The organism is Nonomuraea sp. NPDC048901 (genome assembly GCF_040649695.1).
GTDB lineage: Bacteria > Actinomycetota > Actinomycetes > Streptosporangiales > Streptosporangiaceae > Nonomuraea.
In genome coordinates this window covers 282,889-299,161 of sequence record NZ_JBEZFW010000005.1, presented here as the reverse complement: position 1 = coordinate 299,161, position 16,273 = coordinate 282,889, and the positions used below count along the sequence as shown (strand labels likewise).

At 72.9% G+C, this 16,273-nt stretch carries 14 protein-coding genes; 1 reads left to right on the top strand and 13 read right to left on the bottom strand.

From position 1 onward, the window contains the following. The first annotated feature begins 20 nt into the window (after positions 1 to 20). Positions 21 to 998: a serine hydrolase domain-containing protein gene (locus tag AB0C30_RS19025; RefSeq protein ID WP_357945290.1), complete on the top strand. Its 978-nt coding sequence runs from the start codon at positions 21 to 23 to the stop codon at positions 996 to 998. 41 nt (positions 999 to 1,039) lie between these two features. Here the strand turns inward: AB0C30_RS19025 and AB0C30_RS19020 are convergent, their stop codons facing one another. The 13 genes from AB0C30_RS19020 to gmk form a co-directional block, all read right to left on the bottom strand. Then, positions 1,040 to 2,458 carry a transcription antitermination factor NusB gene (locus tag AB0C30_RS19020; protein ID WP_357945287.1) on the bottom strand — a complete coding sequence of 473 codons (1,419 nt, stop codon included), beginning with the start codon at positions 2,456 to 2,458 and terminating at the stop codon, positions 1,040 to 1,042. Next, positions 2,416 to 2,727 carry a hypothetical protein gene (locus AB0C30_RS19015; protein ID WP_357945285.1) on the bottom strand — a complete coding sequence of 104 codons (312 nt, stop codon included), beginning with the start codon at positions 2,725 to 2,727 and terminating at the stop codon, positions 2,416 to 2,418. Before AB0C30_RS19015 ends, AB0C30_RS19020 begins: the two co-directional genes overlap by 43 nt. A 60-nt stretch (positions 2,728 to 2,787) precedes the next feature. Beyond that, complete coding sequence (gene fmt / locus AB0C30_RS19010) at positions 2,788 to 3,717, bottom strand: methionyl-tRNA formyltransferase (RefSeq protein ID WP_357945282.1); 930 nt, start codon at positions 3,715 to 3,717, stop codon at positions 2,788 to 2,790. A 2-nt stretch (positions 3,718 to 3,719) separates the two neighbouring features. Continuing rightward, on the bottom strand, positions 3,720 to 4,268 hold the full coding sequence (gene def, locus AB0C30_RS19005) for a peptide deformylase (RefSeq protein ID WP_357945280.1): 549 nt from the start codon (positions 4,266 to 4,268) through the stop codon (positions 3,720 to 3,722). Between the two features lie 25 nt (positions 4,269 to 4,293). Further along, positions 4,294 to 5,628 carry a hypothetical protein gene (locus tag AB0C30_RS19000; protein ID WP_357945277.1) on the bottom strand — a complete coding sequence of 445 codons (1,335 nt, stop codon included), beginning with the start codon at positions 5,626 to 5,628 and terminating at the stop codon, positions 4,294 to 4,296. Between the two features lie 38 nt (positions 5,629 to 5,666). Beyond that, the gene (locus AB0C30_RS18995; RefSeq protein WP_357945274.1) at positions 5,667 to 7,169 is read right to left on the bottom strand and encodes a hypothetical protein; all 1,503 of its coding nucleotides are present in this window, start codon (positions 7,167 to 7,169) and stop codon (positions 5,667 to 5,669) included. Between the two features lie 49 nt (positions 7,170 to 7,218). Next, complete coding sequence (locus AB0C30_RS18990; protein ID WP_357945272.1) at positions 7,219 to 9,405, bottom strand: primosomal protein N'; 2,187 nt, start codon at positions 9,403 to 9,405, stop codon at positions 7,219 to 7,221. A gap of 164 nt (positions 9,406 to 9,569) precedes the next feature. Further along, on the bottom strand, positions 9,570 to 12,122 hold the full coding sequence (locus tag AB0C30_RS18985) for a LuxR C-terminal-related transcriptional regulator (RefSeq protein WP_357945269.1): 2,553 nt from the start codon (positions 12,120 to 12,122) through the stop codon (positions 9,570 to 9,572). 144 nt (positions 12,123 to 12,266) lie between these two features. Continuing rightward, the gene (gene metK, locus AB0C30_RS18980; protein ID WP_219532887.1) at positions 12,267 to 13,454 is read right to left on the bottom strand and encodes a methionine adenosyltransferase; all 1,188 of its coding nucleotides are present in this window, start codon (positions 13,452 to 13,454) and stop codon (positions 12,267 to 12,269) included. Between the two features lie 119 nt (positions 13,455 to 13,573). After that, positions 13,574 to 13,903 (bottom strand): hypothetical protein, encoded by a 330-nt coding sequence (locus tag AB0C30_RS18975; protein WP_357945266.1) that lies wholly within the window; start codon positions 13,901 to 13,903, stop codon positions 13,574 to 13,576. Positions 13,904 to 13,969: 66 nt separating this feature from the next. Next, positions 13,970 to 15,286 (bottom strand): bifunctional phosphopantothenoylcysteine decarboxylase/phosphopantothenate--cysteine ligase CoaBC, encoded by a 1,317-nt coding sequence (gene coaBC, locus AB0C30_RS18970; RefSeq protein WP_357945263.1) that lies wholly within the window; start codon positions 15,284 to 15,286, stop codon positions 13,970 to 13,972. Positions 15,287 to 15,294: 8 nt separating this feature from the next. Next, the gene (gene rpoZ / locus AB0C30_RS18965; RefSeq protein ID WP_214637710.1) at positions 15,295 to 15,564 is read right to left on the bottom strand and encodes a DNA-directed RNA polymerase subunit omega; all 270 of its coding nucleotides are present in this window, start codon (positions 15,562 to 15,564) and stop codon (positions 15,295 to 15,297) included. Between the two features lie 5 nt (positions 15,565 to 15,569). Next, positions 15,570 to 16,142, bottom strand: a complete 573-nt coding sequence (gene gmk, locus AB0C30_RS18960; protein ID WP_357946341.1) for a guanylate kinase — start codon at positions 16,140 to 16,142, stop codon at positions 15,570 to 15,572. Positions 16,143 to 16,273 lie beyond the last annotated feature (131 nt).

The window sequence follows — 16,273 nt, the reverse complement described above, 5'->3', positions numbered from 1 at the left end:
GCAGCCCGAAGGATCATTTCGTGTCCCAGACGCACCAACGCATGACAACTCTCGTCTCCGAAGCCGGCTACCGCAGCGACGAACCGATCGTGGTCGGGATGCGGCAAGGCGGCGCGCCACCCGTACTCCTCGCCCAAGGGCTGTCAGTGACCGCCGCGACGCTCGCCTACGCGGCGTCACTGTCGAAGCAGATGACCGCGGCCTGCGTGGCGCTGCTGGCCCAAGATGGCGTACTGGACATGGAATCGACTCTGTCACGGTGGCTGCCCCAGCTACCGGCGTGGGCCGGCACCATCCGGCTCCGGCACCTCGTCCATCACACAGCCGCCCTTCCCCCCGACTCCGAGATCGATGCCATCATCTCCGGCGACGCCGACCGGACCTCCCCGGGCATCATCCAAGCGCTCGCCCAGTTCCCCGACCTGGACCACCGGCCGGGCACCGAACACCGCTATTCCAACGCCGGATACGTCTGCCTGGCCGCGGTGGTGGAACGAGCGGCGGACACGCCGCTGCCCGACTTCGCCGAGCGCCACCTCTTCGTCCCGCTGGCGATGGCGGGCACCCGGTACTGGCCCGGGCCCGACCCGACACCCCCGGGCGCCGCGCCGCTTGCCCGCCTTCATCCCGCCCCACTGTCCCTGGGTGACGGCGGGGTATGGACGACTCTCAGCGATCTGCTGCGCTGGGGCCATGCGCTCAACGCCGATGAACTCGGCATCTCGGAGCTCATGCAGACTCCTGGACGCCTCGACGACGGAACGCCGATCGACTACGCCTGGGGCATCGGCGTCCGATCCCACGCCGGGCACCGCGTCTATCGGCACGGAGGAGGCTGGACAGGCCTGCGTGCCCTACACGCCCGAGTACCCGACCTGGACCTGAGCCTGGCTCTCCTTGCGCTCAACGACCACACCGAACGCCGAGTCCCGCTCCTCAACGGCCTTCTCGATGCGGTGACCAATCCCAGCTCCCGGTCGAAGGACGAGCAGAGCTGATTCCCGGCGCCCATCACGCCGGGAACGCGAACATGATCCGCTCAGAGCGGGCGCTTGCGGAGGAGGGCGAGGAACATCGCGTCGGTGCCGTGGCGGTGCGGCCAGAACTGCGCGTGCGGGCCGTCGCCCAGCCCGTCGATCTCCGGCAGGTAGTCGCGCGCGTCGAGCTGCTCCACGTCGCCGCGCCGACCGGCGACGTCACCGACGACGACCCGGGTCTCGGCCAGGTGCGGCGAACAGGTGACGTAGGCGACCACCCCGCCGGGCCGTACGGCCTCGAGTGCGGCGTCGAGCAGGCGCCGCTGCAACCGGCCCAGCTCGGCGATGTCCGCGGGATCCCGCCGCCACCTCGCCTCGGGGCGACGGCGCAGCGCTCCGAGCCCGGTGCAGGGCGCGTCCAGCATGATCCGGTCGAACGCACCCGGCCGCCAGGCCGGCTCGGTCCCATCGGCGGTGACCACGGCGGCGTCCCGAGTGGTCTGCCAGACCAGCCGCGCCCGGTGATACTGCACGTCGGCGGCCAGCAGCCGGGCCCCACCCGGATGGGCCACCGCCCGAACCCCGGACCCCACACGATCGGGCCGACCCGACCGGTCATCCCGACCGCCCCAGTCATTCCGGTCCCGGTCTTCCCGGTAGCGGTCGTCGGAGGCCGCGAGGTCGCCGTAGGTGGCGATGGCGTCGAGGAGGCCCGCCTTGCCGCCCGGCCCTGCGCAAATGTCGAGCCACAGCTCGTCGCGCCCGTCGAGCGGCACGCGGGTCAGAGCGAGCGCCACGAGCTGGCTGGCCTCGTCCTGGACTGCCGCGCGGGTCTCGGCGACTGCCGGGATCCTGCCCGGGTCGCCCTCCGGCAGATAGGCGGCGTACGGCGAGTAGCGGCCCGGATCGGCGCCGCTGTCGGTCAGCTCCTCGACCGAGCTGCGGCCGGGCCGGGCGACCAGCGTCACCAGCGGCCGCGCGTTGTCGGCGGCCAGCAGATCGGCGACCTCGTCGGCCCGGCCGCCCAGAGCGTCGCGGAACGCGCTCACGATCCACCGCGGATGGCTGTAGGCCACCGACAGATGCCCGGCCGGGTCGTGGGCCTCGTCGGGGGCCACGATCGGGACCCACTCCTCGATGGTCCGTGACCCGATCTTGCGCAGCACGGCGTTGACGAACTTGGCGGCGCCCGCCCCGATGCGCAGCCGTACGAGATCGACGGTCGTGCCGACGGCGGCGTGCGGGGGAACGCGCATCTTGAGCAGCTGGTGGGCGCCGAGCCGCAGGGCGTCGCGCACGTCGGAGTCGGGCGCCCGGTCGACGCACATCTCGATGATCGCGTCGTACGTCCCGAGCCCGCGCAGCGTCCCGTAGGCCAGCTCGGTCGCCAGCGCCGCGTCACGCCCCTTCACCCCGCGCTCGCGCAGCAGGCGCGGCATCAGCAGGTTGGCGTACGCGTCACGCTCGTCGACGGCCCGCATGACGTCGAAGGCGGCATTGCGCGCTTGGTCACGCGCGGGACCCCGCGACCGGCCCCGGCCACCGCCACGACCCCCGCCCTGACCGCCCCGGCCACTACCTTGACCGGCCTGCCCGCCGCCCTCACCCGCACGACCGTCACCACGCCCGGCCTGACCGCCCCGGCCACCACCACGCCCGGCCTGGCCACCGGTTCGGCTGCCGCCTTGACCGGCCCGGCCGCTGGCCTGACCGCCTTGGCCGCCTTGACCGGCCCGGCCGCCGCTGCCATGTCCGGTCCCGGTCGGCCGTCCGTCGTTCTGGCGGCGCGGGCCCTGTCCCATATCGTTTCTCACTCGAACCTGTCGTCGCTCTCAGGACGCACACCGCGCGCCCACTCCCCCGCGCTCATCAGCCGCTTGCCCTGCGGCTGGAGCTCGCCCAGCTCGACCGGGTGGGTCGCGGTGCCGACCAGCACGGTGTTCTTGTTGGCGGCGATGGCGCCGGGCGGCAGCGGCTCGGCCGTGGGGGCGAGCCGGACCGGGCCGAGCTTCAGCCGGTGGCCGCGGAACTCGCTCCAGGCGCCCGGGTTGGGGGTGCAGGCCCGGATCAGGCGGTCGACGCGCATGGCGGGTGCGGACCAGTCGACCCGGGCGTCGGTCACGTTGATCTTGGGCGCGATGCTGATCCCGTCGGCCGGCTGGGGAACCGCCTGCAGCTTGCCGTCGGCCACCCCGTCGAGCGTGGCCGACAGCAGCTCGGCGCCCGAGACCGACAGGCGTTCGAGCAGGGCGCCGCTGGTGTCGTCGGGGCGGATCTCCTCGGTGACGACGCCGAAGACCGCCCCGGCGTCGAGCTCCTTGACGATCTGGAACGTCGAAGCGCCGGTGATCTCGTCACCGTGCAGGATCGCGCGCTGGACGGGCGCGGCGCCCCGCCAGGCGGGCAGGATCGAGAAGTGCAGGTTGATCCAGCCGAGCGGCGGCACGTCGAGCGCGGACTGCGGCAGCAGCGCCCCGTAAGCGACCACGGGGCAGCAGTCGGGCTCCAGCCCGCGCAGCCGGTCGAGGAACTCCGGGTCGCCGGCCTTGACCGGGCGCAGCACCTCGATGCCCGCCTCCTCGGCCAGCTCGGCCACCGGCGACGGGTGCACCTTGCGACCGCGCCCCGACTGGGCGTCGGGCCGGGTGACGACCGCGACGACTTCGTGCCGCGGCGAGTCGATCAGTGCGCGTAGTGACGGCAGTGCCGTCTCGGGCGTGCCCGCGAAGACCAGGCGCATCGTCAGAGTGCCTTCCCGCCCGTGGTGTGCGGGGAGAACTTGACCATGGGGACGGACAGCCCGCTCCACTCCGCCTCGCGGACGGCCTTCATCGCGAGCTTGCGCTGCTTGGGGTCCATCCGGTCGATGAACAGGATGCCGTCGAGGTGGTCGGTCTCGTGCTGGAAGCAGCGGGCCATCAGGTCGGTGCCCTCCAGCGTGACCGGCTCGCCGTACATGTCGAAACCCTTGGCGACGGCGCGGATGGCCCGCGGCGTCGGGAACGACAGGCCGGGGAAGGACAGGCAGCCCTCCTCGCCCTCCTCGTCGATGTCGGCGGACAGGTCGAGATCGGGGTTGATCAGATGGCCGAGCTGCTCGTCGACGTAGTAGGTGAACACCCGCAACCCGACGCCGATCTGCGGGGCCGCGAGCCCGGCGCCGGGGGCGTCCATCATCGTGTCGGTGAGGTCTTTGACCAGCTTGCGGAGCTCCTTGTCGAAGTCGACGACCGGTGCCGCCGCGGTGGTCAGCACCGGGTCTCCGAACAGGCGGATCGACTGGATCGCCAAAGGGTCACTCCGTTTCGTCAGTGGGTCAGCCCAGTTTAGTGTGCGCCAGCGATCGGGCCTTCATCGCGGCTTTGCGGGCTGCCTTGACCACGGCCTTGTCGTCGTGCGCGGCGGCGAGCATGTCGAGCACCGCGATCGTGTCCGGGTGGCCTACGGCGGGCATCTGGCCGACGAGCCGGATCAGGTCCTCGCCCGGTTCGGGGTCCAGCCGGCCCGCGGCGGGGCCGGACAGGTGCATGAGGGCGGCCAGCGAGTCGACCGCGATCCAGGTGTGGTCGTCGGGGCTGAGCGTGGGGGCGTCGAGGTCCCGGATGTGCAGCCAGGACGCGGCGTAGCGGCGCATCAGCGGCAGCTCGAGCGCCTCGCGGACGGGGGCCTCGGCCTCGGGCCCGAGCTCCTCCAGGATGGCGCCCACGGCGCCGCGCTGCCCCGCGGTGCCCTCCGCCGCGATCTCGATGAGATCGTGCGCGGCCTGCGCGGGCGGGCGGCGCTCCAGCCAGCCGGCCACCGCGCTCTGTGTGGCGGCACCCTTGACCAGGGCCTCGACCAGCTCGGCGGCGGACAGGTCGGCGAACACCTCGACCTCGGCCGTCGTCGGCGCGTCATGCCCCTCGCGCAGCAGGTCCCTGCGTACGGCCCAGACACCGAGCGGGGTGAGCGCGGTGCGGCCGGCCGCGGTCTGCTCGACCAGGCCGCAGTAGGCCAGCAGCGCCAGCGCGTCGAGCAGCTCGGCGGGCAGCGAGGCGGCCAGTCTGCGCATCTCGATGGCGCCGGGCTCGCAGGCGACCTCGTGCGACTGCAGGATGCCCCGGGCGAGGTTGGCGATCGCGACGCCGGAACGTACGGAGTAGACCGTGGCCAGCATCTCCGCCAGGTGCTCGTCGACGACGGCCGAGCCGGTCAGGCCCTCGTCGGCGCGGTCGAGCACGTCCATGACCACGCCGTCCCAGAACTCCAGCGTCGCCTCGACCGAAAGCCGCTCGGGCAGCGGCCCTCGCGAAGCGCGCCCGCCGGCGATCTGGAGCAGCCCGGTGTTGACGGCGACGATCCAGACGAGGCGGAGCCGGGCGGCGTCGAGGCCCAGCTCGGCGGCGGCGGCGTGGGCGTCGGCCGCGACCGGCAGCCCTTCCGGGGTGACCTCGCGGGTGCCGGTCCACTTCATGAGCCGGATGGCGTCGGCGACGAGTGGCACCGTGGGCACGATTCCGGCCAGCTCGGCGTCGGGCGCCAGCAGCACAGGTGGGAACGTCAACGCCTCTTGCTCCGCCACGGGAGTCTCCTCGGGTGGCCGTGGGGGCACGGCGGACTGCTCATCGATCAGCTTACGCAGCTCGGCGAGGTCGAAGACGTTGTTTGCCACCCCACGAAACTTACTGCACACGAGTCACATGAGCGTACTCAACGGATGGCTCGGGAGCGCGCTTTGAAGGCGGCCTTGCGGGCCGCCTTGGCCACCGTACCGTCGGGCAGCGAGCGTCCGAGCAGCTCCAGCACCTCTACGACGTCGGGGTGGTCCACGCGCCACATCTCTTCGATGAGGTGGGCGGGCGGGCCGGAGGCGGCCATGTTCTCGGCGAAGATCTCGGGGGCCTCTTCGGCGGCGGGCAGCGCCAGGGCGAGCATGTCGATGCTGACCCACAGCAGCTCCTCCTGGCTGAGCTGCGGGGCGGCCAGCCCTCGGGCGGTCAGCCAGTGGATGGCGTGCGGGCGCAGCTCCTGGTCCTCCAGGCAGGCGCGTACCTCGGGCTCCGCCTCGGCGCCCAGCCGGTCGACGATGGTCACCGCGATGCCGCGCGCCACGGCGGGGGCGCCGGAGGCGGCGGCGAGCAGCTCGGCCGCCGCCGTGACCGGGCTGCGGCCGGCCAGCCACCGGCTGATGTCCTCTTCGGCCAGCTCGGTGGGCATGCCGTCGAGCAGGCCCTCGATCAGCCCGGTCGCGTCGGCCTCGGCCAGGTCACCGGCCTGCGGGGCGTCGAGGCCGAGCGCCAGGTAGTGCTCGCGCAGCCCCCACACGGCCAGCGGGGTGAGCCCGGCGGCCTCGCCCTCGACCGCGACCATGCCGCACCAGGCCAGCCGGTCGAGCACCGTGCCCAGCTCGGCGCCGCCCGCGTCCGCGACCTCCTCCAGGTAGTCGCCGATCACAGTGATGGGCACGGGCGCCCGCAGCCGGTAGAGCATGTCGAACAGGTCGTAGAGCTCCTCGTCGAGCTCGGCCGAGCCGGTGACCGTGCCGCGGGTGTCGCGTTCGACGATGTGGGCGACGATCTCGGCCCACGCCTGGAGCGGGTCGTCGCCGACGTCGCGCCGCAGCTCCTCTTCCAGATCTTGGTACGGTCCGGCGTTCCCCGCCAGGAGCGGCACGTTCGCCAGCTCGGCCACGAGCGCGTCGGGCTCCGCCAGTCGTACGGCCGGCAGCGGCGCGCACCCCGGGCAGTCGCAGGGCGCCTCCCCCAGGTCGGGCAGCTCGCCCGAGGGGATCGCGACCGACTGCTCCAGCGACTCGGGACCGATGGAGCTGAACAGGCTCTTGGCCATGCCGAAGTTGGCCGTGTCGGCGAGCGCCACGGGCATCTTCGGCTCGATGCCGGCCAGCTCCTCGCGCATCGCCGCCGCGGTCTCCTCGCCGACCGCGCCGGCCTGCTGCAGGAAATCGACGAGGGTACGGGCGGCGGCCACGGTCTCCGGCGCGCTCTCCGGCGGTGCGATGACCTTGCGAGGGTAGATGGACAGCAGCAGCTCGTCGAAGGTCGCGGGAGTGAAGTCGCCCAGCTCGTTGACGTTGAGATAGTCGCTGGCGTAGTCGCAGAGCAAGCGGATTTCGTCCGCGTCCACCACGACGCCCCGCGCGCGCCCCCAGGCACGGAGGTCGTCGATGGCCTGGTTCACCCATTCGATCGACACAGGGGCACGCTAACGGCTGGCTTACAGATGAGCGAATCGGGGAAACCGCTTAAATCAGGTCGAGCGGGTCGACACTCACCCGTACGACATCAGGTGCCTTACGGGCCGCACGTACCCCACTGGCCCCTTTGAGCGCGGCGGCCAGCGCGGCGCCGCCGCCGCGCGGGACGCGGATCATGGCGCGTTCCCTGCCCGCCTCGTCCACCGGCACGGGGCCGAGCACCTGGGCGCCGTCGGGCAGGCGCGTCTCGTCGAGCATCTGCCGGACCGCGGCGGCGCTGCCCGTGAGCGTCGCCATCCGTACGGCGGGCGGGAAGCCCAGCTCGGCGCGTTCGGCCAGCTCACGCTCGGCGTGGGTGATCGGGTCCCAGCGCAGCAGCGCCTGTACGACCGGCAGCGCGGCGTCGCCGAGCACCACCACCTCGGCGCCGGGCCGGAGCAGGGCGGCGGCGTTCGTCCAGCGGCGCAGCGCCTCCTCGGCGGCCCGCAGGTCCGGCCGGCCGAGCAGCGCCCACGCGTCCAGCAGCACGGCCGCCGCGTAGCCGCCCTCCGCCACCGGCTCGGCGCCGGGTGTGGCGACGACCAGGGCCCGGGTGGCGGGCACGGTGGCCAGCACGCCGTCGCGTCCGGAGGTGCGTACCGGGACCGAGGGGAAGGCCCGGCCCAGCTCCTCGGCGGTACGGCGGGCGCCCACGACGACCGCCCGCAGCCGGTGGCCACCGCAGTTCGGGCAGCGCCAGCCGGCGTCCACCCGACCGCACCAGCGGCAGTAGGGGGCGGAGTGACCGCCTCGCAGGCCGAGCGGGCCATGACACGACGAGGGCCCCGCGGAACTGGGCTCACTTTCGAGTCTCAGCCCGCTCTGCTTCGTCCCGCGGCCGGCCGTCGCCGCCATGGCCAGGCCGGGTATGTCGGCATACGGCTCGCTCGCCTCGGCTCCTGGAGCCGCGCTGAGGCGGGTGGGCGGGAGCGCGCAACGGGCGGGGGCGCGGCAGTTCTGGCAGGCCAGTGCGGGCAGGTAGCCGCGCCGGGGCACCTGGACCAGCACCGGACCGGACTCCAGCCCTTGGCGCAGCGCGCGCCAGGCCAGGCTGGGCAGCCGGGCCTGGCGCGCGGCCTGGTCCTTGGCGAGTTCGGCGTCCTCTCCGGCGGGATGTACGCGGGGGGCGAGGCTTCTGATCGTGGCGCGGGCGGCGACGATCGGCCTGGCCCAGCGGCTGGCGATGAGCTGCGTGGCCTCGGCAGTACGCGTGTAACCACCGATCAGCATGGCCGCGCCCGTGCGATGGGCTCGTAGCGCGAGGACTTCGCGGGCGTGCGGGTAGGGGGCCAGCCGTTCGGCGTGAAGGTCGTCACCGTCGTCCCAGATGGCCACCAGACCGAGCGCGGCCACGGGGGCGAACACGGCGGCCCGGGTGCCCACGACCGCCCGTACCTGCCCTCTCAGGACGCGCAGCCAGCGCCGGTAGCGTTCGGCCGGGCCCAGGTCGGCGGTGAGCGCCACGTGCCGCCCGTCACCGAGCACCCGGGTGAGCTCGGCGTCGGCCAGCGCCACGTCCTTGCCGTCGGGCACCACGACGACCGCGCCCCGCCCGCCGTCGAGCGTCGCGCGGACCGCCTCGGCCACCGCCCCGGCCCAGCCCTTGGCCCCCGGCAGGGCCGACCACACGGCCCGGGGCGCCCGGCCGTTGCGCAGCGCGTCGAGGAACGACGGCCCCATCGGGTAGTCGTCCCAGGCCGCGTCACCAGGCGTACCGGGAACCGGTTCGGGCGGCGCGGCGGTCGTTTCGGCGGGACTCGGGGGGGTCGCTTCCGCCCTGGCGTGGCGGGGCGGGATGGCCAGGCGCAGGACGTCGGCGAGCGTGCCCGCGTAGCGGTCGGCGACCGCCCTGGCCAGGCCCGCGATCTCCCCGGTCAGCACCCGCTCGCCCGACACGACCCGTTCGAGGGCGGTGAGCTTGCCCGCGTGCTCGCTCTCCTCGACCCGTTCGAGCACGAACCCGTCCACCAGCTGACCGGCGAACCGCACCCGCACCCGCACCCCCGGCTCGGCCGTCTCGTGCATCGTCGCCGGCACCAGGTAGTCGAACGGCCGGTCGAGGTGCGGCAGCGGATTGTCGACCGCCACCCGGGCCACCGGCCGCGAAGGAGCGGGAACCGGCGCCCCCTTACCGGGCTTGGACGGCTCCACCCTCCGCACGGCGTCGAGCGGCAGGAGGGCGTTGGAGTCGGTCACGCATTACGTCTACCAGACCCGGACCACCCGTAACGCCCGCACGCTTGTCGGACCCCAGCCCCACGCCTGCCCGCCCCCAAGCCTCACGCCTGCCTGGTCCCCAGCCTCACGCCTGCCCGGTCCCCAGCCCCACTGCTGCTCGGTCCCCAAGCCGCGGACGGGGCTCAGCCTTGCTCGCGCTGCCGCCGCCCGATCACCCATGCGGCGACCTGACTCCGCCCGGAGAATCCGAGTTTGGCGAGGATGTTCTCCATGTGAGAGTCCACCGTGCGCCGGGCGACGACCAGCCGCTGCGCGATCAGCCGGTTGGTCAGCCCGGCGGCGACCAGCTCGGCGACGTCCGCCTCGCGCGGGGTGAGCGGCGCCCAGAACGGTACGGCCGGGGCAGGAGGCGTGACGCTCGGGGCGAGCGCGTCGGAGATCACCTCTTCCTCCGACATGGCCCGGCCCTCGGCGACGGCCTTGCCGTGCTGCCGGCCGAGGGTCTCACGTAGTTCCCTGAGGTGGCTGTCGCGCTCGGCGGCGAGGATCGGCGCGCCGAGTAGGGGGCTCACCTCGTACCCCCACAACCGTTGCGCCGCGCTCAGTAACCGGGCGGCGCGGGCGGGCCGGCCCTGGTCGGCGGCGAGCCGGCCGAGGAGCTCGACGCAGAGCGCCCGCCCGAACGTCATGTGCAGCGACACCTGCGTCCGCAGTGCCGTCCTGGCCAGGGTGTCCGCCTCCGCGTACTGTCCGGCCGTCCGCCGCGCCAGGGCGAGCGCGAGCTCCGTCCAGGCGGCGGTGGCGGCGTGGCCCGCTTCCCGGCCGAGCGTGCCGGCCTTGGCGAGAACCTCCTCCGCCTCGCCGGTACGGCCGGCGAGCAGCAGGGTGAGGCCCAGTTCGACGGTGGCATCGAGCGGATGGACGCCACCGTCGGGCGGCAGGCCGTCGACGCACCGGGTCAGGTGGCGTTCGGCCGCGGTCAGGTCGCCCGCGCAGAGGCTCACCGTGCCGCGCGCCTTGGCGAGGTGGAGGGCGCCGCGCGGGCCCAGCTGGGCCGCGGGTGCCTCGGCCTCCTCCAGCGCCTTACGGGCCGCGCCCAGGTCTCCGCTGCCGGCCGCCAGGTGCGCGAGCAGGAGCAGGGCGTCGAGCCGTACCGGATCGGGGCAGGAGGTGATGGGCAGCAGGCGTTCCAGGTAGCGGCGCCCGTACCCGGCCATGCCCCCGAACGTCCACAGCCGGCCCAGCCGCAGACCCATCCGCAGCCCGCGCTCGCGGGCGGCCGGGTCGGCGGCGAAGGACTCGAGCGCGGCCCGCAGATCGGCCCACTCATCCCTGACCCGGACAATCGCCTCACCCCGGTCACGGCCCACCGCTTCGGCGAGCGTGTAGTAGTGCTCGCGGTGGCGTGCCCGCAGGCGTTCCCGCTCGCCGCTGCCCGCCAGGCGAGCCGCGGCGAACTCGCGCACGCTGTCGGGCATGCGGTACGCCGCCCGCCCCTCGTCCTGCTCCCTGGTCACGATCGCCTTCTCGACCAGCACCGCCAGCATGGCGCGGAGCCGCGCGGCGGGCAGCGGACCGCCGGCGCAGACCTTCTCGGCCGCCGCCCGCTCGAACGTCCCCGCGAACACGCTCAGCCGCTCCCACAGCAGGCGCTCCTCGGGCGAGCAGAGCCCGTGGCTCCACGCGATCACGGCCCGCGTGGTCACGTCTCCGCCCCGGTGCGTACCCGCGTCCGGCGAACGTCTCCCCCAAGGGCCGCCCGTCTCCGCTGGATGGCTCCCCTGCGGCCCGCGCACGTCCGCTGAGTCGCTCCCCCGAAACCCCCGGGCGTCCGCTGAGGGCCTGAGCCGTCTGCCCGCATCTGCCACGTTCCTGGCCCGCTGCCCACCCACGTCCACGGGATATGTGGCCCGCCGCCCGTTGTCGTCCGACGCCACCGGCTGCCCGTCCGAGTCCGGGCGGCCGAGCGAGTCCGAGCGGCCGCTCGGGTCAGGGTGCCGGTCCAGGTCCGGGCGGCCGAGCGGGTCCGGGCGGCCGAGCGGGTCGCCGTACGCGTCCATCCGCGCGAGCAGCTCGTCCACGGGCGACCGGCGGACGTGGGCGGCGGCCAGCTCGATCGCCAGCGGAATGCCCTCCAGGCGGCGGCAGAGTTCGGCGACGGAGGCCGCGTTCCGCTCGGTGAGCTCGAAGCCGGGATCAACGCCGGGGTCGACGGCCGCGACCCGGTCGAGGAGGAGCGACACCGACTCGACGCGCGCCACGTCGGCGGGCGCCGACTCGCCACCTGGTACGGCCAGCGGCCGGACGATGACCGCGTGCCCGCCGGGGACGCGCAGCGCCTGCCGGCTCGTGGCCAGCACGTGCAGGCCGGGGGCGGCGCGCAGCAGCGACTGTACGAGGGCGGAGCAGGCGGCGGTCAGGTGTTCGCAGGTGTCGAGCACCAGGAGCAGGCGGCGGCGCGACAGCTGCGCGGTCAGGTCACCGGTGACGTCGAGGCTCTGGGCGATGACCTCCTCGAGGGACTCGGGGTCGGTGTGCCCGGCCAGCTCGACGAACCGGCTGCCGTCGGTGAAGGCCCGCCGCATGAACTGCGCAGCCCGTACGGCCACGCGGGTCTTGCCCACCCCGGCGATGCCGGTGACGGTGACGAGGCGGCTGCGCTGGAGCATCCGCCGGACGTCAGCGACCTCCTGACGGCGACCCACGAAGCTGGTCGCCGTGGCACGCCATGGCATGATCCATTCCCCAGTTTCCGGAAGATCCAAGGAGACCACGGTACGTCTCCACGGCCTCCCTCAGAGAACGGGCCCCCGCCCGACCGGCCGTGAACACGCAGATGCCGCACCCCGAAGCCGGGGTGCGGCATCTGACGGGAACGGTCACAGACCGGCGGCGGACCTCAGGGTCTCGGCGCGGTCGGTCGACTCCCAGGAGAAGCCCTCACGGCCGAAGTGGCCGTAAGCGGCGGTCTCCGAGTAGATCGGGCGCAGCAGGTCGAGGTCGCGGATGATCGCGGCCGGGCGCAGGTCGAACACCTGGAGCACGGCGGCCTGGATCTTCTCGACCGGCAGCTTCTCGGTGCCGAAGCACTCGACGAACAGGCCGACCGGCTGGGCCTTGCCGATGGCGTAGGCGACCTGGACCTCGCAGCGGTCGGCGAGCCCGGCGGCCACGACGTTCTTGGCGACCCAGCGCATCGCGTAGGCGGCCGAGCGGTCGACCTTGGACGGGTCCTTGCCGGAGAAGGCGCCGCCACCGTGGCGGGCCATGCCGCCGTAGGTGTCGATGATGATCTTGCGACCGGTGAGGCCGGCGTCGCCCATCGGGCCGCCGATCTCGAAGCGGCCGGTCGGGTTGACCAGCAGGCGGTAGCCCTCGATGTCGATGTCGAGGCCCGCGAGCACGGGGTCGACCACGTGCTCCTTGATGTCGGGCGTCAGCATCTCCTTGAGGTCGATCTCGGCAGCGTGCTGCGTGGAGACGACCACGGTGTCGAGACGGACCGGCTGGTCGCCGTCGTACTCGATGGTGACCTGGGTCTTGCCGTCGGGCCGCAGGTAGGGGACGGTGCCGGACTTGCGCACCTCGGACAGGCGCTGGGCCAGCCGGTGCGCGAGCGTGATCGGCAGCGGCATCAGCTCGGGCGTCTCGCGGCACGCGTAGCCGAACATCAGGCCCTGGTCGCCCGCGCCCTGGCGGTCGAGCTCGTCGATGTCGCCGTCGACCCGGTGCTCGTAGGCGTCGTCGACGCCCTGGGCGATGTCGGGCGACTGCGCCCCGATGGACACCGACACGCCACAGGAGGCGCCGTCGAAGCCCTTGTGGGAGGCGTCGTAGCCGATTTCCAGGATCTTCTCCCGGATGACGCCGGGAATGTCGACGTAGGTCTCGGTCGTGACCTCGCCTGCGACATGGACCTGGCCGGTAGTGATCATCGTCTCGACGGCGACCCGGCTCTTGGGGTCGTCCTTGAGCATGGTGTCGAGAATCGCGTCACTGATCTGGTCGGCGATCTTGTCCGGGTGGCCTTCGGTGACCGACTCGGAGGTGAACAGGCGACGTGACAACTCAGTGGCTCCTCATGCAGCGGCTGCTGACGGACGTGCGGGCTCCGGCGACTGTACACCCCGGCCAGTGCCTCGCCGAAGTCTAGCCCTACCCACGGGCATGTCGCGAAACGGGTCGTTCACAGGTCGGGCAGGGGGTCGGGGGGCAGCGTCTCCGGCGCGAAGATCTCCGCGTCGGCGGCGGCGACCACGGCGGCGTACTCCTCCTCGAACTCGAACGCCATCACGCCCAGCTCGATCACCGGCCCGGAAGCCTGCATGATCGGCCCGAGCCTGGTGTGGCGGGGGAACGTCGCGTGGACGGAGACCGGGCGGTCGCTCCGGAGCATCCGGGTGGCGAGGACGGAGATGGCCGTGTCGGTGACCACGATCAGGAAGTTGCCCGTACCCGACGGGCCCAGGGACAGCGCGGGGAATACGTAGCGGATCTCCCCCTGATCGCCGAGCAACGTTCTGCATCGATCTCTGACAGTGGAACTCACCGGCATTCCCCGCCCCCTTTTGCCCCCTTTGTCTTAAGTATCGGCAGGCGTTCGGGGATGCCGCAACAGCTTGGCGACCTGATCCCAGACGGCGTCGGCGACGTCGTCCTTGGGACCGCGGGGGATCTCCACCGGCTCGCCGCCCGCGACCAGCACGGTCGCCGCGTTGTCGGGCGTGCCGAAGGCCAGGTCGGGGCCGACCTGGTTGACGACGAGCAGGTCGCAGCCCTTACGGGCGAGCTTGGCCTGCCCGTTGGCGAGCACGTCGTCGGTCTCGGCCGCGAACCCGACGATCACCTCGGGATGACGAGCGGCGACCACCTCGGACTCCGGCCCGACGGCCGCAACCGAATCCGACCCGGCCGCCACCTCGGAGGGTGGCACTGCGGCCACCTCGGGAGGCGATCCTGCGGCGCGTCGGCGTTCGCCCAGTTCGGCCAGGATGTCGGGATTTTTCACCAGATAGAGGGGCTCGGGGTCGCCCTCGGTCTTCTTGATCTTGGAGTCCTGCCGCGCGGCGGGCCGGAAGTCGGCCACGGCCGCCGCCATCACCACCACGTCGGCGGCGGCCGAGGCGGTCAGCACCGCCTCGCGCAGTTCGGCCGCCGACTCCACCCGCACCACGGCGGCTCCGGCCGGATCGGGCAGGGACACGTTGGCGGCCACCAGCGTCACCTGGGCCCCGCGGGCGACGGCCGTGCGGGCCAGGGCGTACCCCTGCAGCCCGGAGGACCGGTTGCCCAGGTAGCGGACCGGATCGATGGCTTCACGCGTACCGCCGGCCGAGACGACGACCCGCCGCCCGGTCAGGTCGCGCGGGCGGCCGGCCAGTACGCGCAGGCAGATCTGGAAGATCTCGGCGGGATCGGGCAGCCGCCCGGGCCCGGTGTCGGCGCCGGTGAGGCGCCCGACCGCGGGATCGATCACCACGGAGCCCCGCTCGCGCAGCGTCGAGACGTTGGCCCGGGTGGCGGGGTGCTGCCACATCTCGGTGTGCATCGCGGGCGCGAACACCACCGGGCAGCGCGCGGTCAGCAGCGTGTTGGTGAGCAGGTCGCCGGCCAGGCCGTGAGCGGCCTTGGCGAGCACGTCGGCGGTCGCGGGCGCCACCACGACGAGGTCGGCCCGCTGGCCGATCCGTACGTGGGGCACCTCGTGAACGTCTTCCCACACATCGGTCGTCACCGGGTTGCCGGACAGCGCCGCCCAGGTGGGCTCGCCCACGAACCGCAGGGCGTCGCGGGTCGGAACCACCCGCACCTCGTGCCCGGACTCGGTGAACAGGCGCAACAGCTCACACGCCTTGTACGCGGCGATGCCCCCGCTGACGCCCAGGACGACCCTCTTCATTTAGCGGGTCAGACCGCGCCTTCGATGGGCTCGGCGTTGAGCAGGCCCTCGGCCACCTCGCGCAGCGCGATGGACAGCGGCTTCTCCTGCGCGTGCGTCTCGACCAGCGGCCCGACGTATTCGAGCAGGCCCTCGCCGAGCTGGGAGTAGTAGGCGTTGATCTGGCGGGCGCGCTTGGCACCCATGATCACCAGGGAATACTTGCTGTCGACGATGTCGAGCAGCGCGTCGATCGGCGGGTTGGTGATGCCCTCTGCGACCGGGGCAATTCCTGCCACGATTGTCAGACCTCTCGGTTGGTGGTTTTGATGACCCCCTGAGGGTCAGTCATCAAGGCTATCAGCCGGCGGCACACCTCTTTGACACTTGTGTTCACCAGCGTGAGGTCGAATTCCTTCTCGGCCGCCATCTCGACGTGGCCGGCCTCAAGGCGGCGGGCGATGACGTCCTCCGGCTCGGTGCCGCGGCCGCGCAGCCGCTTCTCCAGCTCCTCCCAGGAGGGCGGGGCCAGGAACACCAGCAGGGCCTCCGGCATGCTCTGCCGCACCTGCCTGGCGCCTTCGAGGTCGATCTCGAGCAGCGTGGGCATGCCCGCGGCGAGCCGGTCGAGCACCGGGGCGCGCGGCGTGCCGTACCTGTTGCCCGCGAACTCCGCCCACTCGAGCAGCTCACCCGACTCCACGAGCCGGTCGAACTCCTCGTCGTCGGCGAAGAAGTAGTGGAGCCCGTGCACCTCACCGGGCCGGGGCTTCCTGGTTGTCACCGAGACCGACAGCCACACCTCGGGGTGTGCCCGCCGAATCTCGGCGACGACCGTTGACTTACCGACGCCCGACGGTCCGGACAGGACCGTCAGGCGCCGCTCGCTCGAGGGGAGGAAGTCGCCGACCCTCGTTCCAGATCCGACTGCCTCATGGGCCCAAACACTGCCGGACCTGGACCTGTCGGTCACTTCCTACCCCCCGTTGAACCTGCGCTTTCGTGTGG